The sequence below is a fragment of the Chryseobacterium sp. TQ-BC-N36 genome (genome assembly GCF_058382295.1).
Window position 1 is genome coordinate 2,229,749 of sequence record NZ_CM178175.1, and the last position, 22,467, is coordinate 2,252,215.

Consider the following 22,467-nt stretch of genomic DNA (forward strand, 5'->3'; position numbering starts at 1 on the left):
AAAATTCTTCAGAAAAACTGCTTCTGCAAATTTGCGATTTTTAAAGCATAATTCCACTTAATTTAACCAATATTATCATTCCTCTACCAACAATCAGAAAAAAACTAAAATGCAGCATATGATTGTATGTAAAAGTCCTGAAAGAATTGACAGCTTTCAGGACTTTTAAGATTAAAAATATTTAATGCTAAGCCATTACCTCATTATTTCTCCTTGGAGCTTTGTCGCAAAGAACATCTGCAATACTTCTGGAAATAAGATTTCCTTCTGTAAGATTATCCAGCCAGAAGAATTCTCCTGCGGCATTGATCTCTATGAAATAATATTCATCTTCAGGAGAAACAATCATGTCTATTGCTCCATAATCTACGTTGTAAATATCAAGAAGCTCCAGCAGTTTGGCCTCTACATCCGCAGGAAGCTCTGTCCTGTTCCATTTATCGATAAGATTGACTCCGTCTTTTCTCCAGTCTATTTTAGCATCTTCTGACTGCTGGGAATCTATTTCAAATGCATAAACATCTCTTCCCACGATGGTAATACGGAGTTCTTTTTTCTTTTGAATCATCTGCTGAAACTGCATCGGACAGTACAATAATGAATCCAGTTCCTCTAACTTGTCCTCGCTCACAACATTGGTAAATACTACGCTTTCAACACCGTCTTCATAGATGGCAAAACCGGTTTGCATTTTGGCCACTACATTCTGATGTTTCAGAATAAATTTCCGGGCTTCATCAGGATTGTTGGTAAGGCAGGTGGCAGGAATGGTCAGTCCCAGTTTATCTGCGATTTTCAGCTGTTCTTCTTTACTGTCAAGCCTTCTGTAAACACTTGGTTTTCCCAAAGAATAGGCATCCACAGATTCAAAGAAACCAAAAAGTGTATTCCTTATTTCTCCCATTGCCGCTCCGTAAAACTTAGAATCCATTTCTTCTCTTAATCCTTTTCCGATATTGTAAGCTCTTCGGTACCAGATTGCCGAGATATCATCCAAACGGTGTTTTGCTTCAGGCGTTTCAAGAAAGCTTACCCATTCTCCATCCTGAAAAATAGTAGACAGTTTATTTTGTAAGGGATATACATCTACATCAAAGCGAATGACTTCACAGTTATTTTTTTCGATATATTCTGTTACTTTTTCAATAGAAAAGTTATCCGCGGTATGCGTTATAATTAAAATTTTATTCATGGAAATTAATTCTTTTGATAAGGTTATCAGCAATTCTTTCTGCGATGGGAAACCCCAGTTCTTTCTGTAACATTCCCCATTCTCCCTGTGGATTCACTTCAAGGAAATAATATTTTTCGTCTCTGCCTTTGATCATATCAATAGCTCCCATATAAAGCCCCATTTCACTCATCATACCAGTAATATTGGCTTTTATAGCTTCAGGCAGTTCATATGCTGACCAAAAATAGCCTTCACGTGCTACTCTCCAATCTGCATTTTCGCTGTTATTGATCTTTCCTGTGAAAAAGCCGCCATCGATATAGACAATTCTCAATTCATATTCTTTGTCAATATAAGGCTGAAAAATCATAGGGCAATAGGCAATATCAGAAAGGTGTTCAAGAGAATCTTCCTCTATAACCATAGTCGAAATCATATTTTCTCCCGACATTGTTTTTGCGGTTACTCCATGAAGCTTTGCGATTGCTTTTCCCTGGCAGTATTGATGGAAAAATGCCGTTATTTTTTCTTCATCATTGGAAAAAATGGTTTTGGGAATTGTTAAATTATTTCTCTGTGCTGTTTTCAGCTGAAATATTTTGTTACCATCAACCTTTTTTTCATTCTCATAAGGGTTAATCCAGGGAACATGCTCTAAGGCAGTCATCAGATTGTACCTAAGACTTCCATATTCATTCAGAAAAAGTCTTTCATAATCCTGATCCAGTTCTTCAGGAGCATTTATTCTCCAGGCTTTTCTGTGCCATACTCCTTTAATATCATCAGAATGTATTGTATTTCCAAGCTCATCAGTCAGTTCAAATGAGTTTTCATGAATGCTGATCTTCTGAAGATGGTTCAGGCGGTCAGAATTGAGTCTGAAATAAGGAATATTTTGAGAGGCCAGATATTCAAAAAAGATATCGATGTTATAAAAATCCTGTGAGTGGGTGATGCAGAGAATCATTTGCCGGTTTTATTAAAAAGGGAAACTTAATGTTTAAGTTTCCCCTACTATTTTATTTAATATTCTTTCTGATCTTAAAGTTGGATGACATCATCATCACCGTCAGATGGATATTTCATGGTTTGCATCATATCATCTTTTGGAGATGTCACCGTATCTACTGTCGGCTTTGTGATCAAATCCGTTTGAGCAAGGGTTATATCACCTCCTCCTTTTACTGTTTCAGGATCCTTTACCTGTTTTTCTAAGAATGATGCGAAAAAAGGCTTCTTCTTTGAGTTGTTGCTTTTCATAATGTTTAGTTTTGGTTTGATTTATAATTTAGCTTATGCTTGTATATTTTCTCATACTTCTAAAACATCCTCATCACCGTCAGAAGGATATTTCATCGTTACATTATCATTATCAGGCTTAGTAACATTATCCTTAAGAGGTGTAGTGATCTGATCCTGCAGGGCTGTAGTAATCTGATCTGCAAGGACAGACGTAATACCTCCTCCTTTTACTGTCTCAGGATCTTTAACCTGTTTTTCCAAGAATGTAGCGAAAAACGGCTTCTTTTTTGAATTTTTGTTTTCCATAAGTTAATATTTTTATTGTTTTGAAAATCCAAAGTACAAAAATTTCATCTTATAGAGAAATAATATTACGTTTTAATAAAATTTTAACATAATATAGAAAAGTGAAGTATAAAATTAATTTAAACCAAGAAATTCCTTAACAACATTTGCAAAATCAATAGGATTTTCCGCCTGTACCCAATGTCCTGCATTCTTTACTGTAACTATTTTAGCTTTAGGAAATTGCTGCTTGATTCCATATTCATCCTGCGGCAGGATATAATTGGACTTTGCCCCGGCTATAAATAATGCATCCCCTTCAAAAACTCCGAATTTAATAGCATTGGATACAAATTCATTATACTTTTCGGATAATGTTTTAAGATTGAATCTCCAGCCCAGTTTTTTATTTTCATCCCAATAAAGGTTTTTCGTTAAAAACTGCACTGTGGATCTTTCTGGAATGTACTGATTCAGGACAGCTTCCACTTCATTTCTTGAGCTCACAGTATTAAAATCAACGGTTTCCAGAGCTTTGATAATTCCTTGATGATGCGGTGGATATGCTTTAGGCGAAATATCCACAACAATCAATTTTTCAACACGTTCAGGGTATTTTATGGCAAACTGCATGACTGCTTTCCCTCCTAATGAATGCCCCAGTACATGTGCCTTCTGAATTCCGTAATGATCCATATAACGGGCAATGTCATCTGCCAGATCATCATGAGACATGCTGTCTGAATGAAAGCTTCTTCCATGATTTCGAAGGTCAATCAGATGTACAGGAAGAAATTCTCCCAGATCTTTTCCAAAGCTTCCCCAGTTGTCAAGCATTCCAAATAATCCATGAAATACAAGAAGCGGCGTGTGGGTCAAATTTTCGCCGAATATTTTTGAATTTAAAATTTCCATATTTTACAAATTAAAGGTGAGAATTCAGAAATCAGATAAGATCAGAAACGAAGTTTTACCAGCTTCTAATCTCTAAGTTCCGGGTTCTCATTAATTACCATTTCGCCAGTCTCTTCAGATAAGCCTGAACTGTATTTTCCAATCCCATATAAAGCGCTTCTGATACTAAAGCGTGTCCGATGGATACCTCCAGCAGATTGGGAATGTTGTCTGAAAAATATTTCAGGTTTTCTAAGCTCAGATCATGACCGGCATTAATACCCAGCCCGAAATTGGTAGCTTCAATGGCTGTATCATAATAAGGTTTTATAGCCTGTTCTTTATGGGTCAGATAGTCTTTTGCGTAAGCTTCCGTGTACAGCTCTATTCTGTCAGCTCCGGCCTTAGCAGCATATTCTACCAGTTCTGGTAAAGGATCCAGGAAAACAGAGGTACGGATTCCAGCTTTTTTAAATTCTGCAATGATCTCTGTAAGGTAATCCAGGTGTTTTTTTGTATCCCATCCTGCATTGGATGTAATGGCATCATCAGCATCCGGTACCAGGGTTACCTGTTCTGGTTTCACATCAAGCACCATATCGATAAAACTCTGATGAGGATTTCCTTCAATATTAAACTCAGTCGTAACCAGCGGCTTCAGATCATAGACATCTTTTCTTGTGATATGCCTTTCATCAGGCCTTGGATGGATGGTAATTCCCTGTCCTCCAAATTCCTGAATTTTTACAGCTGCTTCTGTAACACTTGGGGTTTCACCTCCTCTTGCATTTCTTAACGTCGCAATTTTATTAATGTTTACGCTTAGTTTTGTCATTTTTTATTTTAGATGTTAGATATAAGATGTCAGAAGTCAGAGGCCCGGGACCGGAAGCAAATCCGGACCTTGTGCTTCAATGGGTACTTCTGCATTCAAGATCATTTAAAAATTGAATTAAAATTTATATTTAAAAGGGATAATACTTCCAGCTTCCCTCTCCCAGCTTCTGCTACACTTTCACACTTACCTGCATCACCTGAAGTTCAAATTCTTTTGAGGCTACCAGCAGATGATCAAAGATGTCTGCCTGGATCTGTTCAAAACGTTCCCATTTGGAATCATTGGAAAAACAGTATACCTCAAGGGGAAGTCCTTGTGGAGTAATATCAAGCTGACGCACCATGCGGGTCCCATGCTTGTCTACATCAGGATCATTTTCAATATATTTCTGTGCATAATATCTGAAAACCCCGATATTGGTAAGCTGCCTTCCGTTCACAATCTTATCTTTATGGATCAGGCTTTCTTTCTCTTTTTTGATTTCAGAAGTTCTCTCTTCAAGATAATCTGATATTAAATTGATTTCTTTCAGGCGTTCAATATCCTCGTCTGTGAGGAATTTAAAAGAATTAATATTGAAGTAAATTGATTTTTTTATTCTTCTGGTATTGGATTCAGACATCACCTGCATATTTTTGATTTCAGTAGTCATCAGATCATAGGTTGGAATCGTGGAAACCGTTTTATCAAAATTGGTGATCTTGGTTGTCAGAAGATTGATCTCTGTAATGTTTCCTTCAATACTGTATTTGGGAATGCTTACCCAGTCTCCTACTTTTAAATTTTTAGAAGTGGCAACGTGAAGACCTGTTACAAATCCCAGAATTGTATCTCTGAAAACCAATACCAGTACAGCAGTAATTGCTCCGAGACTTCCTACAATTGTAGTTCCTTTGATCCCGAAAATCACACAGATTCCTACAACGGTAAATATGAAAATTCCTAAAATCTTTACGGTTTCTGAGATGGCATTAAGCGCCATTATCTTATAGAAATCCTGTTTGATGCTAAAATAATTTCTGAAAGCGGTCAGCGATCTGTAAAGCATTCCTGCAAGTATCAGCACCAATCCCAAATTGACACATCTTATAATGAAGATGGTTGTTTTCGGAAGTGCATTTTCCGGAAATATCGATCCCTGGATAGCTCCCACCACAATCAAAGCAGCAAAATGGGCTACGGAATTGGTTATTTTCGACTGATAAACAGATTTTAAGATCGGAAACTTCTGCTCGTTATGAAACAGCCTGAATACCGAATTGATGATGAACTTAAAAGCAAAATCAGTAATTAAAAACAAGACCAGAAGTAAACTCAGTTTTACAATGATATGAAAAACCCAGTCCAGCCCGGTTGGTGAAATACGGGTAATATAGATATAAAGCTGCTCACTCAGCTCCTGTATAAAATTTTTGGTTTCTTGTAACTGGTCATTCATTACAGCAAATTTATGAAATTAAGAATCATCATTTTACTATTCACAATCAATTTTCATCCCAAAAATATTCATTGAGAGATATTGATTGAATTATACTAAAAATATCAAAACCTCTACAGCACCTCATTACAAATGAAAAATTAACTATAAATAACAGATTTAAGTAAAAAATATTAAAATAAATTACAATTTTAATGTTTTAATATTAAAAATTTATTAAATTTGATTAAAACTAAACTCATCAAAATCAATTAAATATGAAACAAAATTACCTGTTAATCTTGCTATGCACGTTTGTGCTTTTAGTCAATTGCAAAGGAGATGATACTCCTGAAGAAAATCCTGCCAAAGTAGTCGCCACAGGAAAACTGGAAGGTAAGGTATTTGCTAAAAACGGTACCAAACCTATCGGAGGAGCACTCGTATTTACTACAGATGCCCAGAGCAATATCTATCATACTTATTCCAGTGCTGACGGCAGTTTCAGCTTAACAGCTCCTGAAGGGAATACCACACTCCACATTCAAACGGGTGATGGTAAAAATTTCAGAACAGAAGTTCCGGTTACTGTTAAAAAGAATGAAACTGTTACCATTACCGCTAATGATTCAAAACTGAATCAGATTGCGAAAATGGCTTACGTAAAGGGAAGCTATGACAAAATTGAAGATATTATAACTTCTCTAGGCTATACAGCAACTGAGATCAGCTATCAGGATTTAAAAAATATCAATACGATTTCCCAGTATGACATTATTTTCCTGAACTGTGGTTCCCGCACAACCACCCAGACAGGAACCTCCACTCCGTCCAATGACGTTAATGTTTACACTAATCTTTCCACTTTTGTGACCAATGGCGGAAGCCTTTATAGCTCGGATTGGGCCTCGGCTTATCTGGTAGGAGGAAATACAAATACCGAGAATTGCAATGCTCCCGGAGGTTTCATCAATGACAATCTCCTTTGCCTGAAAAATATAGGAGCTGCAGGTACTTATACAGGCTGTAATGTTTCCAATACAGCATTAGCAAGTGCATTAGGATTTAATACATTAGATATTGAGTATGATCTCGGAGCCTGGGAAAAAATTCAAAACTATGATCCTGCCTTCTGGGATGTTCTGGTTCAAAAAGGCAATGAACCATTAATGATAAGAACAGGACATTATACCAATCCTTCTGATCCACAGACTCCCGTAGGCAATGCTTTAAACAACAACCATATTACCATCTGCCACCACACAGCCAGTGGAAATAATATCACCATTACAATCAATCAAAATGCATGGAGTGCCCATCAGGCACATGGAGATACAATGGGACCATGTACAGGGAACTCCAGCAGCGGTAATATCTACTATACCACATTCCATAACCATGCAACCGGGAATATTGGTAAAGCAGGACCCATCCTGGAATATGTAATCTTAAATTTGTAATAAAATTTTATAACTCAGTTCTCAAAGTGGCTTTTTATAAGGCCACTTTTTTTATATTGCATCTAATTTAAGACTGTAAATGGATACAACAATTATTAATATTTTCTGCCTCATTCTATTATTTGTCGGAATATTGGGAACTTTTCTCCCGGTGTTACCAGGACTTCTGCTGAGCATTTGCGGGCTTCTGATCTATAAATTCGGGACGGATGCAGATCTTTCTATGATCTATATCTGGGCATTCGGAATTCTTACGGCAGCTTCTGTCGTGCTCAGCTATGTTATTCCTGCAAAAACCAACAGAAAATACGGAGGTACGCGTTGGGGAAGTATGGGTTCTGTCGTAGGAACCATCATTGGGATATTTATTCCTATTCCACTCGGCTTTCTGATAGGTATGTTTGCCGGAGTATTTATCGGTGAATTACTTCACGACAGCAAGGATATGAATAAAGCTTTACGATCAACCAAAGGGGCACTGATTGGGTTTATTTACGGAACCGGATTCAGCTTTGTGGTAGGAGTGGCAATGTTTTTGGTAGTACTACTTAATATGTTTAACGTCATTTAATTAAATATAAGAAACTATGTTCCATAAAATTGTTCTACTCAGCCTGGGAATATTTGCATTAACAGGATGCGATGCCCAAAAGAAATCAAAGATAAACACAAAAGCCACTGAAATGCCAGCAGGTACAAAATCTACAAGCGCCAATAATCAGCAAGATGGCATTATATATCTTAATGAAGGGGAAAATAAGTTTTTAAAGGAATATCAGATGAATGTAACATTCAAAGGCGTTTCTGAGGACAGCCGCTGTCCTGAAGGAGTCAACTGTATCTGGGCCGGAGTAGCTCTTGCACAGGTGGAAGTAATGGGAACCTCTACCCGACCTGCTATTTTGAACCTTGCCAGTGCAGATTACCCGGGAAGAAACTATCATCAGTCAGCAGAATTCAACGGGTATACTGTTACATTACAGGAGATTGCACCCTATCCGAAGCAGCAGGATGGAACAAAAGCATTAGCCGGAAAATATAAAATCGGAATCACTATAAAAAAAGCCGGCCAATCAGCTGATTCTACCAAGAAATAGGTTTCTTTCCTTTAGAAACGAGATATTCGTTAATTTTTGAGAAAGGCTTACTTCCAAAAAAACCTCTGTGCACAGAAAAAGGTGAAGGGTGTGCCGATTTCAGAATAAAATGTTTAGCCGGATCTATCAGTTCGGCTTTTTTCTGTGCAAAAGCTCCCCATAAAACAAATACAACGTTTTCTTTTTTATCTGAAATTTCCTTAATAATAAAGTCCGTAAACTTTTCCCAGCCAAGATCTTTATGAGAATTAGGAGAATGGGCACGAACCGTTAAAGTGGCATTTAACAGTAAAACGCCTTGTCTGCCCCAATCGTCAAGTTCTTTGGAGGTTCTTACAACTCCTAAATCATCTTTCAACTCAATGAAAATATTCTTAAGTGACGGCGGTGCCGTTACCTGTTCAGAGACAGAAAAGCATAAACCGTTGGCCTGATAATCATTGTGATAAGGATCCTGCCCTATAATCACCACTTCCACATCATCAAAAGCCGTAAGCTCCAATGCTCTGAAAATCTGATTTTTCGGTGGAAAAACTTTGGTTGTAGCGTATTCATTTTTTACTTTTTCCCAAAGGGTTTTAAAATATTCCGTGCTCTTTATCGGGGCTAAAATTTCTGTCCAGGTCATACTGCAAAAATAATAATATTAAAATAAGAGTATCAATTATACCTTAAATATCTTCACTTTTCTTTCAATCAGCATATATGAAAAATAAGACAGCAGTAGTGAAAAAGTGATTAATAAAAGGGAATTAACAAGCGGCAGATCTACTATTATAAAGTTCTGACTTTTAACAATATAATGTACAATATACAATGAATACGAAATATTTCCTAAAATATAAACAGGCCTGGTTTCCAGAAACACCTGAAGATAATTCTTTTCTTCTGTATATAATTGTCTGATCATCAATGCCGACAAAAATGGTATAAAAACCAGCCCTCTTGTTGTAAACAGTGATAGTAAAGATAGCGTGAATACAGCATATACAGGCCAGCGGCTTTTTATTTTAAATCCCGGGAGTAAAGCAACTCCGATTCCAAAAAAATAAGAAGCTATTGTTCTGATTAAAGAATTTACACCATATGGAATATCAAGGTATTTTGAAGATTTCCACATATTGGCGCCCCCTCCCGGGTTAAAGTACATATCAGGGAAATGCGGAAGTGCTACCCTTAAAAGCAAACCTCCAACAATCAGGATTTCACCACGAATTTTATACCGAATAATCAGATAAAGCATAAAAGGAAATATCAGATAGCATATCCATTCTGTACTCAGAGACCAATAAACGATATTCAATAAACGGTCTGGATTAAAAAAGCATTGTACCAATCCGGCATTGATAAAAAATGTAAACCATGAGATTTTCCCTGCCAACAGGATTATCAAAATAATTGAAATAAAATAGACAGGATAAATCCTATTGACTCTTTTCTTATAAAACGTCAGGATTCTTATAATCTCTAGATTTTTAAACTTATCGGAATAGGAAACCGTCAGCAAAAAAGCACTTAATACAAAAAAGACATCTACAGCAAGATATCCTTTTCCTATAATATGCTGAAGAATTTCGTTTTTGAAATCAAAAAAATGAAAAAAAGTCACCCATAACGCCATCACCCCTCTAAGTCCCGTTAAAGATTTTATTTCTTTTTTCATATAATTTCAATCGGCAATAAAGATAGAAAAAACCTGTCAGATTCTAGTGATGACCGTGGGAGCACCCCTTAAGAATAAAGATTATATTATCAGGAAACCCTTCATCCTTCTCCTCTTCCAACAAAACAAAATTATGTTTCAAGAGAATTCCTTTTGAGTTTTCATTAAACTTATTGGTAATAGCGAGGATTTCCTCTAAATTCAATTCATTAAAACCAACATCCAAAACAGCTTTCAAGGCTTCAGACATTATTCCCTGCCTGTGGTATTCGGGTAGCAACTCATAACCGACTTCCGCTATTTTACGGTCTTCAGAAAAATTCCAGAGACAAATTGTTCCGATAATTTTCGGCTGCTCTTTTAATGAAATTCCCAAATAGATAGTTTGGTTATTTTTAGTTCTTTCTTTAATGGTTAAAATAAACTGGAGTGCATCGTAATTATTTTTAGGAGAGTTCCTTATAACAAACTGATTGATGATTTCATTGCTCCGAATGCGTAAAATATCCTCTACGTGGCTTTCGTTGATATCTCTCAGTAATAATCTTTCGGTTTCCAGTTTCATATCCCAAATGTAATAAAAAGAACATCACAATTTAGGTAAATACTAAAGACGGAATCAAATTTATTTAAATGTAAAGATTATTAGATTCTATTATCTGATTGGAACAGATAAAGAAATACGACTAAGTCGCTGACGAAGCAGAAGAATAATCCACACGCTCAGATGAATTAATTTCATTGATCCCACCTTTGCTCTCTTGAAATAAAATCCTATAAAAAATAAAATCTGTGCGCTTAGAAATTGATCTTTTTTGATACTTAAAGATTTTCAAGAAAAAGTAAATTATCAAATTCAAAGGTAATTTATTCTGTAAATCTCTCAGATATACGTAATAATCAAAATTCTCACTAAATTTGCACTGTGTATATAGATAAAGAAGATTTAGACGAATTAGAGTTTCCGCAATTGCTCGCGGAAATCTCCCCATTTGCGTATTCTCCGAAAACAAGAGAAAAAATTCTTCAACTTCGTCCGATGGAAATAGACGAGGCAGAACTTTCATTAAAAAAAACTTCAGAATATCTGTCGAGTTTTGAAAGTTCAAATGCGATTCCGTTTGATGAATATGAAGATATTGAAAGTGAGCTGAAACTGATGCTGATTGAGAACTACCGTCTGGAAAATGCTGCTTTCATCAAAATAAAAACCATTACGGAACAGATCGGAAAACTGCAGAAGTTCTTCCCTACCATGCCGGAAACTTTTCCTACTTTATTGGAAGAAGTTTCTGTACTGGAATTCAGAAAAGAGATCATTGAGAAAGTTGATAAGGTTTTTAACCGTTTTGGTGAGGTAAAAAATGAAGCTTCCCCGGCTCTGAAAGGGATAAGAACTGAAATCCAGCATGCTAAAAAAGCGATCCAGGAAAATTTCAACCGTGCACTTACCACCTATGGACAGAGTGACTTTCTGGATGATATCCGGGAAACGATTATTGATGACCAGAGGGTTCTGGCTGTAAAATCAGGATTCAAAAAAAGAGTTGCCGGAAGAACATTAGGAATATCCAAAACAGGTTCCATTACTTATATTCAGCCGGACAGTGTTGTAAAGCATTACTTCAAACTTCGTGAAAATGAAGAGGAAGAGAAAAAAGAAATCGATAAAGTTCTACGTAAACTTACCGCAGAATTGGCAGAATTTCAACCTCAGCTATGGAGATATCAGGTTTATATTTTTGATCTTGACCTTACCAGGGCGAAGGCGAAATTTGGTGAACTGATCAACGGAGTTCTTCCGAAAATCAATCATCATAAAACACTGAGATTAAGAGATGCCTATCATCCTCTGTTATGGTTAAGAAACAAAATAGAGAATAAAACGATTCATCCACAGACGCTTACCTTAACTGAGCACAACAGAATCATCTGTATTTCCGGTCCCAATGCCGGAGGAAAATCAATTACCCTGAAAACGGTAGGATTATTACAGCTGATGATTCAGAGTGGCATCCTGGTTCCTGTTCATCCAAAATCTGAAATGTTTTTCTTTGAGAAGATCATGACTGATATTGGAGATAACCAGTCCATTGAAAACCACTTATCGACTTATTCTTCAAGGTTGAAGAAAATGTCGGGAATCATCCGAGAAGCAGATGCCAATACGCTTCTGCTTATTGATGAATTCGGTACCGGTTCTGATCCTGAGCTGGGAGGTGCCCTGGCAGAAAGCTTCATGGAATTTTTCTATGATAAAAAAAGTTTTGCCATCATCACGACACACTATACCAATATTAAACTGGTGATAGAGCAGCTTCCGAATGCCCAGAACGCAGCAATGCTCTTTAATGAAGAAACATTGGAACCCATGTATAAGCTGGAAGTAGGACAGGCAGGAAGTTCATTTACCTTTGAAGTTGCAGAAAAGAATAAAATTCCAAGGTTTATCATCCATTCTGCCAAGAAAAAGGTAGAACATGATATTGTTAATCTTGACAAAACGATTGTAAAACTGCAGCAGGAAAAATTTGAGGTCGAAAAACTGAAATCCGATCTTGCAGAAAGAAAAGAATCCGTAGAAGATAAGCGTGATAACCTCCAGAAACTGAATGACCAGCTTCAGCAGAAGCTTTTCAATTTTCAGAAACTATACGAAGAGGAACACCGCAAACTTCAGTTCGGAAATAAAATTGAAGCATTCATCGACAGCTATACCAAAGGTAAGTCCAGAAAAGATGTTGTAAAAGATTTTGTCAAACTTCTTGAACAGGAGAAATTCAGAAAATTAGGCACGGATAAGGATGAGTCCAAACGTCTGCAGGTTGTTAAGAGAAAAATCACCCAGCAGCTGAAAAAAGAGGAAGTGATTGAAAAAATTGCTGAAACGAATGAAAGACTGGAAGAAAAACGTAAAACTGACCGTGCTGCATGGATGAAAGTCGGACAGCGTGTCCGTATTACGGGAAGCACCAGTGTAGGAACCATTGAAAAAATTTCACGCAACAAAGTGATCGTCAATTATGGAACTTTCAAGACCACGATTGATGCGGATGAACTTGAGAGAATTTAATTAATCCAAGGATTAAATATGCTAATACTAAGAGAGCCCTTTTCAGGGCTCTCTCTTTTATTTATTTCTTAATGAATTTTAATCTCGCTGCTTTGTCTTTCAGATGAATAAAATAAACTCCTTTTGATAAATGATGTACATCTATTTTATAATTATAAATTTTCCCTTCTCCTGATTTCTGTCCTGCAGCATTATAAATTTCATAATCCGTCGATTCTGAAACTCCTGAAATATTTAAAATATCACCAACAGGATTTGGATAAATATTTATTTCACGATTTATCATCTCACGTTCATTAACATTCAAACTTACAGGATCAATAAATTCAACTTCATAATCCTGTATTTCTGCTGTAGGTCCACAATTTGAAAAATAAGGTGTCGTATTAGATATGACTCTCATAGCAACTTTACAATCCACCTGTCCGGCCTGTAGAGGTACATTAAAAGTTGCTGTAGGATTCATATCAGTACTATTACTTGAGTATAAGATTCTTTCAGTAGAATCGAATGCTCTATCACCATTGTAATCAATCCAAATTCCTATAGTAGTTGGATTTTGAGTAGCAGGTCCGGCTTTAGTTACAGAAATTGCGTTATTAGTACTTCCACGAACCAATTTTACCTTACGAGTAGGATCAGAGCGATAATCAGCATAAGCCTTTGTCCCTGTTGAACTACTTGTCATTGAAGGCAAATCTGTAGCATTTAGTGTAATATTAGATGCATATAAATAAGGAGTAATTGTTGCTGTAGAATTTTCCATACAATACCACATAGGAGTTGTAAATATAACGGGAGCTGAATATCCTCCTCCAGCCTGCACATAACTTACTTTTACTTCATAAGTGGTACATTGTGTCAAATTAGTAATAGTTATACTGTTGCTTGTAGTGTAATTTGTACCACCTGATCCCGGAAGACCAACCTTATTATAAGATACTGTACTTCCTGTACCAATTTGAGGAGTCCAGGAAACAGTAGCACTCGTAGGGGTTATATCCGTAACCGTAACACTTGCTGGTGGTAACAATAATGAACTTGTATTTTCTTTACCCTTCAATACATTACATTGATAAAACGAAATAATTGACAAAAGAAATAATAGAACTAGTTTTTTGATCATGATTATAGCTTAAAATATTAACACCAAATTTAGCCAAAATTTTAAATAAATTTAATGAATATTCAGAATACCAATCTTTTTAAGTTATGTAATAATAATAATAATAATAATAATATATTACCCCATTATTATTTTCTTTTTAATACATTTGAAATTCAGCTATAAAATATCAGACAGCCATTCTAAATATATTGAACATGGTCAGAAACTTTACTATTCTTTGGATTTTTTATAAAAAAATCCTTATTCCTGCCTTGCTGTTTTCATTACTTATTTCTTTTTTGCTCCCCTACCGGTTGGAAACATTTGGATTAAGCTTTCTTTTAATTTTACCGGTTCTTCATTACTTTATTTATGAGTTAAGGTTTAAAAGCGAATATTACTTTTATGCCAATTTAGGATTTTCAAGGCCTTTTCTTTGGGCAGGAACGATCGTATTGGGACTCTTTGTAAAAATTATAATATTGTTCTTATGAGTAAGCTTCATGTTGATAGTATTACAAAATCTTTTAATGAAAGAAAAATTCTGCAGGATATTTATATAGGATGCGAAACAGGGCAAGTCATAGGCCTTCTTGGCAGAAATGGAAGCGGAAAGTCAACACTGTTAAAAATCATCTCCGGAATTGAGCATGGTGATACTCAGTTTATAAGATGTGACAACAAAATTTTGAGAACCATACCTAATAGAAAAAACAGAATTTCCTATTTACCACAGGATCTTTTTTTACCAAAATATATAAAAATAAAAAATCTGATTCCTCTTTTTTGTAATCAAAGGAATACTGAGCTGCTTTTTACTTCAGAATTTGTACAGCCTTTCCTTCATGAAAAACCTAAAAACCTTTCCAAAGGCGAACAGAGAATTATTGAAACGCTGATGATCATTTATTCTGAAGCTGACTTTATTTTACTGGACGAGCCATTCCATAGTCTTTCTCCCAAGGTTACTGAAGAACTAAAGAAAAACATTCATCAGGAATCAGCATATAAAGGCTTTATCATTTCTGATCATAATTTTAAAGATGTTATGGATATTTCCGGTCTTATATATCTGCTTTCTGAGGGTCACCTGAAACAAATAAAAGATTTAAGCGAACTGCAGCGTTATAATTATATTCCGAAAAGCATTTAATTTATATATTTGAAGAATCAAAAAATTTTCATGATGACTTTCATAAACAAAGCATTCTATTTATCCGCTTTCAGTATTTTTTCTTTAGCTTTTGTAAAAGGACAGAACAAAGTTCCTTTCGGAGTGGTAAAAGCTGAGGAAGGATATGCCAATGTACGGGTTCATAAAGACAATTACAGAAAAATTGTGGACAAGATCCGTATGCGTAAAGGTGATGTATTTGTTTATGTAAAGCCTGCTCCCGGAGAAACAGAATGGATCTGGATCAAATATCCTGAAAAGCAGGATGATGACAAACCGTTTGTACGTTATGAAACGCTTGATAAAGAAGGAATGGTGAATAAAGAACGTATTGCTTATATTGATCAGCTTCCTGCCTATACTCCCTCCAAATCCAAAAACGGAAGATCACTTATTTTCACCGATAATTCTGATCCTAAAATTCCAACTTCCCAAAGAAGCAAAGTGGTGATTGATATCTATCCTTCCAATGCAGGATACCGTAAAAAGGAAAAAGACGCTGATGGGAAACTTCTTACCATTGATAAAGTAAAGCCCTGGGGAATTGGAAATGACCTTCCTGAAGGAATGACTGAAATCAAATCAATCAGGGTACAACAGCCCGGAAGAGGTTCTGTTTTTGTAAGAGAAGCCATCAAAAACATGTTCCAGCCTACCATGGATTTTGAGAACGTTGGAGTAACTTCCCTTGATAACGATAATATTTTCCTGTATATGATCAACGGCTCAGGAGAAAACAGATACACAACATTGTGGACCATCAAGAAAGGAAGAGTAATCAGCCAGATTATTTATCATAATCCGGAATAAATTCATTATTTTTGCATCCGAAAAAGTTTTACGCTTATTCATCACAGAAATTGGTTCTGCATCACTGCAGATTAAAAGGGAACCGTGTGAAAATCACGGACTGTCGCGCAACTGTAAGTAACTGAAGTCTTTATCAAAGATCCACTGTGCGAGGCATGGGAAGGAGATAAATGATGTTACAAGTCAGGAGACCTGCCTTTTTCTTAAACATGTAACTTTCGCGGTCTGAAGTTGTATTGATCTGATGAATTGTTTCAGGAATTCTCCAAATTCCTGTGATTATTCTGTTGTTTTAATATCATTTCATATCGCTTTAATTAATAATGATATATGACTACAGAAGAAAGAATTGAAGCATCCGAAACCAGAATCTTTAAAGCGGTTTTCCCTAACACAACCAATCATTACGACACCCTTTTTGGTGGTACGGCCATGCAGTTGATGGACGAAGTCGCTTTTATCACCGCAACCCGTTTTGCCAGAAAAAGAGTAGTAACGGTAAGCAGTGACAAGATCGATTTCAAAAAACCTATTCCTGCCGGAACTATTGTGGAACTGATCGGGAAAGTTTCCTATGTAGGAAAAACCAGTATGAAAGTAAACGTTGAAATTTACACTGAGCAGATGTATTCCTACGAAAGAGAAAAAGCCATAGTAGGTGATTTTACTTTTGTAGCGATTGATGAATTCAAGAAACCAATCCAGATACTATAAATACTAAAAGTTTCGGGCGGCCTCTGGCCGCCCGAAACTTTCCCCGAAGCAATATAATATATCTTCATTAAACAATGATTGGAATTCATTACGTTTTTCTTTAATTTTAGCCCTCGGGAAATTATTCTTACTATTTCCCAAAACTATAGAAGAACTGATATTACATGAAAAAAATTATTTTAATCATTACACTCGTCCTTTCAGTATCATTAGCAGCACAAAGAGACGTAAAAATTGAACTCCCGGAAAGTTACGAATTGGGAAATATCATTTTAGCACTCACAGAATACGGTAAAACAGATCCATATGACGTTCAGAAAGTTTCTCCGTATTATGATGAAATTATGTCTTATTTTGAGCCTGTAAAAGATCACCCACTCTTAAAAAAAGTAAATTATTCAAGAAAAGACTGGAAAAAATTTCTGGGCTTCCGTACTGACTTTTATGCTTTTTCATTTGATGGAAATGGATTGCTTACGAGAGATTTTCCATTCAATTCATTTGGTCCCAAAGAAGTGGATGAAAATCTGGAACTGATCAATGATTTTGTGAAGAAATCAAATTACAGGGCTTTTTATAAAAATCACCAGCAGTTTTACCATTCTTTAATTGCCAATTACAAAGAGTATTATTACATCAATGATACCTATGCTTTTTTGGATAAAATAGCAGAAAGACCTGCCAATGAAGGAGGTAAAAAGTACATTATCGCCATTTCTCCTTTGGTAGGCGGGCAGAATTGCCATAGAGATATCAACAGCTCCTTAACTGTTGACTTTCCTAATATCGGAGAAGATCTTATCCTTGGAAATCTAAAAGATAATCTTGCAAGAAGGATTCTTGATAATCACACTGTATTTTCGGAAATAGACCATGGCTATGTGAATCCTGTTTCTGATAAGTACTCAAAGGAAATAGCAGCAAACTTCAATCTGGCAAATTGGGATAAAAACTCAGGATATCCGGGTATCAATTCATTTAATGAGTATATGACATGGGCTGTTTACGACTTATTTATCAGAGAAAAATTTCCAAAAGAAAAAACGGACAGTCTTTCTGCAATCTATCATAAAGTGAATATCAGACGTGGATTTATTGCTCAGAATTTATTTTCTGAAAAGGTTATACAGCTTTACAAAAAGCATAAAAGCCTGGACAAGCTGTACACTCCATTATTACAATGGACGAAGACAACAGGAAAGAAAATTTCACAGCCTTCCGTAGTTAATGCCAACAACAAAGATTTTAAGAAAGTTGACCTCAGCAATGTGGTGGTACAATTCACAGAACCTATGAAAAAGACAGCTACTCTTCAGCTGAGACTGTTCGAATATGTGGATGGAAAAGAAACAAACAATACAGTTTTTATCGTCAAAAATCCGGTTTGGTCTAAAGATGGAAAAGAAGTAAAGTTTAAACTGGATACTTCTTATAAGAATTTTGAACTGAGATTTTATATCTGGAACAGCATCGCAGGGTTTTATTCTCAAAACGGAATTTTATTAAACCCTGATAACTATTTACTTCTATCCTCATAAAAATAAAGACCCTGTTCAATGATTGAACAGGGTCTTTATTTTTTTAAATTATTTCAAAACTTTTTCCGTTTCCAGATTCCTGTTCAATAAAAACTCAAAAGCCTCTCCCATTTCATCTGATGCTCTGCTGATTGCATTTTCAAGCATATTTCGGATCTGCCTCTCTGTCACTCCTGCTTCAGTCCAGCTCTTTCCTGTCGTATGGGAATTCAGGATGAATGGCATGATTCTGTCGATTCCGCAGGCAAAGACAGCATCAGGAGTTTTCTCATCTTCAAACTCCAGCCATAAATTAAAAAACTCTGTTCGTAAAGGTTCATCCAGTATTCCAAAGATCTTTTGGGCAGATGCTTTTTCTCTTTCAAACTTCCCCACCATTGCTTTTTCGTCAAAAATAAAAGTATCTCCGGCCTCTATCTCCACAAGATCATGAATAGAAAGCATTCTTATCACTCTTAATAAATCGATATCCGCACGGTTTTTGGCATATGGATAAAGAATCTGAGCCAGAATGATAATCTGCCACGAATGCTCTGCGGTATTCTCTCTTCGGGAGTCGTCTGCATTATAATTTCTTCTCTGCACGTTTTTAAGCGCATCTACTGCCAGGATAAAATCAATTTCTTTCTGAATTTTCATCTTACTTCTTATTTCTGTTATATTGATCTGACGGATATACCTTTGTTTTGGTAATCCATTTATTATTGAGCTTTTCTTTGGTGGTCACTTTTAAGCGGCCTTCTACGGTCATATCTTCTTCTTTTTCAAAGACTTTATCAAGTCCTTTATTGGGAATGACGGCATATTCTATGGTAAAAATATCACAGCAGCCGGATTTTCCATAAGAAATAAGGCGTTTGCGCCGGGCGTCCACATCAAAAATATCAAGACCGTTTGAACCTAGTTCTGTAAGCTCTTCACTTTTTACAAATGCCATTCTTGTTTTATTGAAGACATATACGTCATAAGAGGCACCACTGTAATTCCCCATATTTCCGTTCCTTATCGCCACATCTTCGGTTCCGTCAAAATTAAAGTCATCTATAATCACACACCGTTGGTCCTTTGAAAGCGGAATCAATTTTCCCGGAACCAGTTTTTGACCTTTCTCTGCATATAAAACAAGGTCATCAGAAATAAAGGTCTGTACCTTGCTGTTTTTATGATCAAATAACTCTACTGTACCTTTTCCTCCACATCTGTCATCATAACAATTTTCTATCTGGATAACAGCATCATAACTTTTTGATACATCTTTAACTTCAAACTGATATTGCCCGAAGCATGCTGGCCCAAGCAAAACAAAAGCCGATATATGCTTATATTGATTAAATAAATCCATGGTAATAGTAAGTGATTTAGGTATTTTTAATTGCTAACAAAAATACGAATCATAATACCGATCTCAAAATTCCAATGACTTATAAAATAGCCGGTTCTTTAAACAGAAAATTTATAGCAAGCTTTTCCTGCTATCCGTTCATACTCCTCGCGCCAGGGCTTTCATTCTGAATGTAACCGAAGAATCCAATGCCTGCTGTGGGGTAACCACTTCTATCAGGGCTATGTATCAGTAATGGGAATAAGAATTAAGTAAAAGGCTATTTTTTCTCTCCATTCTATTAAAAGTTTAAATTTTCAGGTATTTTCTGTCTAAATTTATTTTATTCAAAATTCAGAATAAAAATTATCTATCTGATTATTAACATATTATATATTTTATTTTAAAAATTTCACTACTTTGTATTGCATAATACCATTTTATTTACATATCTTTGTAATGTAAAATTAGAATAGGCTCAGCTAGCTAGGAGCATCTTTCTAAAAATATAACTAATTAACAAAACTTATCAAAGATGAATACCGAAAATACCAAAGCGCAAATGCGAAAAGGAATTCTGGAATTCTGTATTCTAAGTCTCATCAATCATCGCGAAATGTATGTTTCCGATCTTATTGACGAACTGAAAAAAGGAAAACTGGATGTAGTGGAAGGGACCCTCTACCCTCTTCTTACAAGACTTAAAAACGGAGAATTTCTCTCTTACAGATGGGAAGAATCTACAGGAGGACCACCCAGAAAATATTATCAGATCACTGAAAAAGGAAAACTTTTCCTGGATGAACTTCAAAATACATGGAATGAGCTGACAGCTTCAGTAAACCAAATCACCCAACAAAATTAAAAAACAAAGCTATGAACAAGACACTCTCAATAGGACTCGCAGGTTTTTCTTTTACCATAGAAGAACACGCATATATAAAGCTCAGCGACTACCTGAATGCACTGAGAAGCTCACTGGAAGCTTCAGAAGCAGATGAGGTAATGCATGACATAGAAATAAGAATGGTGGAGATTTTCAAAGATTCTTTAGGAAAACGTGAAGTGATCAACGATACCGATGTAGAAAAGGTAATCGCACAGATCGGAAGCCCTGAAAAAATCGAAGAACAGGAAGAGGCTTATTTTTCTGAAAAAACTTCTAACAGAAAAAATAATTCAGGAACCGGTTATACAGACAAAAAACAACTGTTCCGTGATCCGGAAAAACAAAAAGTTGCCGGGGTTTGTGCAGGTTTGGCTCAATATGTAGGTATGGACATTACCACGATGAGAGCAATCTGGCTGGGAATATTCATCTTAGGAATTTTTACAGCAGCCATTTCTTCATCGTTAATAGGTCTTTTATATGTAATTCTTTGGATCGTACTTCCAAAAGCTGAGACCGCAGCAGATTTCCTGAAAATGCAGGGAAAGCCTATGAACTTCGACAATCTTAAGAATGAGTCTAATAAATTGGTACAGTTTGCCAATGAATCTACTCAGAGGGTCGGAGAAATCTATAACGAAAACAAACCTTATATCAACAACGCAAGCAGCGGAGTTTGGAATGTATTCAAGTACATCGTAGGAGGATTCTTCGTATTGATGGCAGTAGGAAGTATTATCGGAGTATTTGTATTATTCGGTCTTTTCGGGATGGATACAGACTTTCCCGGAGCTAATGAAATCAGATTCTACATGGATGATCAGGGACTTGACAAAGTACTGGCAGCAATGATGGTCATAGGAAGTTTAATCCCGGCAATCCTTTTCAGCTTATTAAGCATCAAGATATTCTCTCCGAAAACAAAACTGAGAAATATCGGATGGGTTGTAGGAGGTTTGTTCCTTCTTCTGATCGGCCTGGGAACTTACTTTGGAATCAGCATGGCTAAGAAAGATATGATCTACAGAGGAAGCAAGGAAGATGTGGAAAATGTTGCCATCAATACAACTTCAGATACAGTATATGTAGATGTAAAACAGGTTAATATCCCTCAGAATTTCAAAGCTTATAATAATGATATTTATTCAGATAAAAGATCCGTTTATGAAGAAGATTATATCTCTGTAGATGTAACCAGAAAACCAGATATCAAAACACCATATCTGATCATTAAAAAAGAAGGAAAAGGCTATAACTTCCCAATTCAGATGACGGTTCCTGTAGAAGTGGTCAATAATAAAGTATTACTTCCTAATTACATAAAATATCCATATGAGCACAGATTCAGAGACTACAGCCTGGACTATGAACTTGTGGTTCCGCAAAAAGCAGTTGTTTTATCCATGAATAAAGATCGTATCCACATGGACGGAGATTTAGACGGAGACGGTATCAATGACGAAGATCAGGACAGAGATGAAGATCATAACAATGTCAGAATTGAAAAAAATAAAATAACGGTAAACGGTTCCAGTATCGAATACAACTCTGATGACAAAGACAGCATCATTGTAAACGGCAAAAAAGTTCCAAACAGCCAGGCAAAGAAAGTAATTGACTCTGCAGTGTCCAATATCAAAAAATCAAATAAAGATATGGACATCAAGATCAAAGACGGAAAAAACGAAATTTCCATACAAACTAAATAATTAACTTCAGAGAGTGGTAGAAGGTGTGAGTGGATGGCAACCGTTTGAAATTCACACCCTT

General features: G+C 36.0%; 23 protein-coding genes and 1 riboswitch. Of the genes, 10 read left to right on the forward strand and 13 right to left on the reverse strand.

Annotation, left to right across the window (positions count from 1 at the left end; translation table 11 throughout):
* Window positions 1-187: 187 nt before the first annotated feature.
* The 7 genes from AC3FI7_RS09930 to AC3FI7_RS09960 all read right to left on the reverse strand — a co-directional run bounded on the left by AC3FI7_RS09930 (window position 188) and on the right by AC3FI7_RS09960 (window position 5,871).
* A complete protein-coding gene (locus AC3FI7_RS09930) occupies window positions 188-1,192 on the reverse strand; it encodes an MvdD family ATP-grasp ribosomal peptide maturase (protein WP_142723214.1) in 1,005 nt (334 codons plus the stop codon).
* Complete coding sequence (locus tag AC3FI7_RS09935) at window positions 1,185-2,141, reverse strand: MvdC family ATP-grasp ribosomal peptide maturase (RefSeq protein WP_491461961.1); 957 nt, start codon at window positions 2,139-2,141, stop codon at window positions 1,185-1,187. The genes AC3FI7_RS09930 and AC3FI7_RS09935 overlap by 8 nt, the downstream gene beginning before the upstream one ends.
* Before the next feature lie 74 nt (window positions 2,142-2,215).
* Window positions 2,216-2,434: a microviridin/marinostatin family tricyclic proteinase inhibitor gene (locus tag AC3FI7_RS09940; protein ID WP_491461962.1), complete on the reverse strand. Its 219-nt coding sequence runs from the start codon at window positions 2,432-2,434 to the stop codon at window positions 2,216-2,218.
* A gap of 51 nt (window positions 2,435-2,485) precedes the next feature.
* Entirely contained in the window at window positions 2,486-2,722 is a 237-nt protein-coding gene (locus AC3FI7_RS09945) for a microviridin/marinostatin family tricyclic proteinase inhibitor (protein ID WP_142723211.1), read from the reverse strand.
* Between the two features lie 114 nt (window positions 2,723-2,836).
* Window positions 2,837-3,616, reverse strand: coding sequence for an alpha/beta fold hydrolase (locus tag AC3FI7_RS09950; RefSeq protein ID WP_343659267.1), 780 nt, complete (start codon window positions 3,614-3,616; stop codon window positions 2,837-2,839).
* Between the two features lie 94 nt (window positions 3,617-3,710).
* Window positions 3,711-4,430, reverse strand: a complete 720-nt coding sequence (locus tag AC3FI7_RS09955; RefSeq protein ID WP_142723209.1) for a pyridoxine 5'-phosphate synthase — start codon at window positions 4,428-4,430, stop codon at window positions 3,711-3,713.
* A gap of 172 nt (window positions 4,431-4,602) precedes the next feature.
* On the reverse strand, window positions 4,603-5,871 hold the full coding sequence (locus AC3FI7_RS09960; protein ID WP_142723208.1) for a mechanosensitive ion channel family protein: 1,269 nt from the start codon (window positions 5,869-5,871) through the stop codon (window positions 4,603-4,605).
* A gap of 257 nt (window positions 5,872-6,128) precedes the next feature.
* Between AC3FI7_RS09960 and AC3FI7_RS09965 the strand changes: the two genes are divergently transcribed.
* The 3 genes from AC3FI7_RS09965 (at window position 6,129) to AC3FI7_RS09975 (ending at window position 8,407) form a co-directional block, all read left to right on the forward strand.
* Complete coding sequence (locus AC3FI7_RS09965; RefSeq protein ID WP_491461963.1) at window positions 6,129-7,310, forward strand: carboxypeptidase-like regulatory domain-containing protein; 1,182 nt, start codon at window positions 6,129-6,131, stop codon at window positions 7,308-7,310.
* Window positions 7,311-7,389: 79 nt separating this feature from the next.
* Window positions 7,390-7,881 carry a DUF456 domain-containing protein gene (locus tag AC3FI7_RS09970; RefSeq protein ID WP_142723207.1) on the forward strand — a complete coding sequence of 164 codons (492 nt, stop codon included), beginning with the start codon at window positions 7,390-7,392 and terminating at the stop codon, window positions 7,879-7,881.
* 16 nt (window positions 7,882-7,897) lie between these two features.
* Entirely contained in the window at window positions 7,898-8,407 is a 510-nt protein-coding gene (locus tag AC3FI7_RS09975; RefSeq protein WP_343659272.1) for a hypothetical protein, read from the forward strand.
* On the opposite strand, the gene AC3FI7_RS09980 is transcribed toward AC3FI7_RS09975, so the two are convergent.
* From AC3FI7_RS09980 to AC3FI7_RS09990, 3 genes are read right to left on the reverse strand one after another with little or no spacing between them, the layout of a single operon-like run.
* Entirely contained in the window at window positions 8,394-9,035 is a 642-nt protein-coding gene (locus AC3FI7_RS09980; protein ID WP_142723205.1) for a uracil-DNA glycosylase, read from the reverse strand. The two genes, AC3FI7_RS09975 and AC3FI7_RS09980, sit on opposite strands and share 14 nt — an antisense overlap.
* A gap of 36 nt (window positions 9,036-9,071) precedes the next feature.
* A complete protein-coding gene (locus AC3FI7_RS09985) occupies window positions 9,072-10,070 on the reverse strand; it encodes an acyltransferase family protein (protein ID WP_491461964.1) in 999 nt (332 codons plus the stop codon).
* A 43-nt stretch (window positions 10,071-10,113) separates the two neighbouring features.
* Window positions 10,114-10,635: a GNAT family N-acetyltransferase gene (locus AC3FI7_RS09990; protein WP_343659275.1), complete on the reverse strand. Its 522-nt coding sequence runs from the start codon at window positions 10,633-10,635 to the stop codon at window positions 10,114-10,116.
* Between the two features lie 360 nt (window positions 10,636-10,995).
* Here AC3FI7_RS09990 and AC3FI7_RS09995 point away from each other — a divergent pair, with 360 nt between their 5' ends.
* The gene (locus AC3FI7_RS09995; RefSeq protein WP_142723202.1) at window positions 10,996-13,143 is read left to right on the forward strand and encodes an endonuclease MutS2; all 2,148 of its coding nucleotides are present in this window, start codon (window positions 10,996-10,998) and stop codon (window positions 13,141-13,143) included.
* A 61-nt stretch (window positions 13,144-13,204) separates the two neighbouring features.
* Here the strand turns inward: AC3FI7_RS09995 and AC3FI7_RS10000 are convergent, their stop codons facing one another.
* Window positions 13,205-14,269: a T9SS type A sorting domain-containing protein gene (locus AC3FI7_RS10000; RefSeq protein ID WP_343659276.1), complete on the reverse strand. Its 1,065-nt coding sequence runs from the start codon at window positions 14,267-14,269 to the stop codon at window positions 13,205-13,207.
* A gap of 472 nt (window positions 14,270-14,741) precedes the next feature.
* Here AC3FI7_RS10000 and AC3FI7_RS10005 point away from each other — a divergent pair, with 472 nt between their 5' ends.
* The 4 genes from AC3FI7_RS10005 to AC3FI7_RS10020 all read left to right on the forward strand — a co-directional run bounded on the left by AC3FI7_RS10005 (window position 14,742) and on the right by AC3FI7_RS10020 (window position 18,487).
* Window positions 14,742-15,404, forward strand: coding sequence for an ATP-binding cassette domain-containing protein (locus AC3FI7_RS10005; protein ID WP_491461965.1), 663 nt, complete (start codon window positions 14,742-14,744; stop codon window positions 15,402-15,404).
* Window positions 15,405-15,434: 30 nt separating this feature from the next.
* Window positions 15,435-16,235 (forward strand): hypothetical protein, encoded by an 801-nt coding sequence (locus tag AC3FI7_RS10010; protein WP_491461966.1) that lies wholly within the window; start codon window positions 15,435-15,437, stop codon window positions 16,233-16,235.
* A gap of 34 nt (window positions 16,236-16,269) precedes the next feature.
* A riboswitch (cobalamin riboswitch) is annotated at window positions 16,270-16,449 on the forward strand.
* 116 nt (window positions 16,450-16,565) lie between these two features.
* A complete protein-coding gene (locus AC3FI7_RS10015; protein ID WP_002977578.1) occupies window positions 16,566-16,949 on the forward strand; it encodes an acyl-CoA thioesterase in 384 nt (127 codons plus the stop codon).
* Between the two features lie 164 nt (window positions 16,950-17,113).
* A complete protein-coding gene (locus tag AC3FI7_RS10020; RefSeq protein WP_491461967.1) occupies window positions 17,114-18,487 on the forward strand; it encodes a hypothetical protein in 1,374 nt (457 codons plus the stop codon).
* 48 nt (window positions 18,488-18,535) lie between these two features.
* Here AC3FI7_RS10020 and AC3FI7_RS10025 read toward each other — a convergent pair whose 3' ends face one another.
* Together AC3FI7_RS10025 and AC3FI7_RS10030 are read right to left on the reverse strand one after the other, a co-directional pair.
* Window positions 18,536-19,126, reverse strand: coding sequence for an HD domain-containing protein (locus tag AC3FI7_RS10025; RefSeq protein ID WP_142723197.1), 591 nt, complete (start codon window positions 19,124-19,126; stop codon window positions 18,536-18,538).
* A 1-nt stretch (window position 19,127) separates the two neighbouring features.
* Window positions 19,128-19,829, reverse strand: a complete 702-nt coding sequence (locus AC3FI7_RS10030; protein WP_491461968.1) for an XAC2610-related protein — start codon at window positions 19,827-19,829, stop codon at window positions 19,128-19,130.
* 514 nt (window positions 19,830-20,343) lie between these two features.
* On the opposite strand from AC3FI7_RS10030, the gene AC3FI7_RS10035 reads away from it, so the two are divergent.
* On the forward strand, window positions 20,344-20,673 hold the full coding sequence (locus AC3FI7_RS10035; RefSeq protein WP_142723195.1) for a PadR family transcriptional regulator: 330 nt from the start codon (window positions 20,344-20,346) through the stop codon (window positions 20,671-20,673).
* Between the two features lie 11 nt (window positions 20,674-20,684).
* On the forward strand, window positions 20,685-22,406 hold the full coding sequence (locus tag AC3FI7_RS10040; protein WP_142723194.1) for a PspC domain-containing protein: 1,722 nt from the start codon (window positions 20,685-20,687) through the stop codon (window positions 22,404-22,406).
* The last annotated feature ends 61 nt before the right edge of the window (window positions 22,407-22,467 follow it).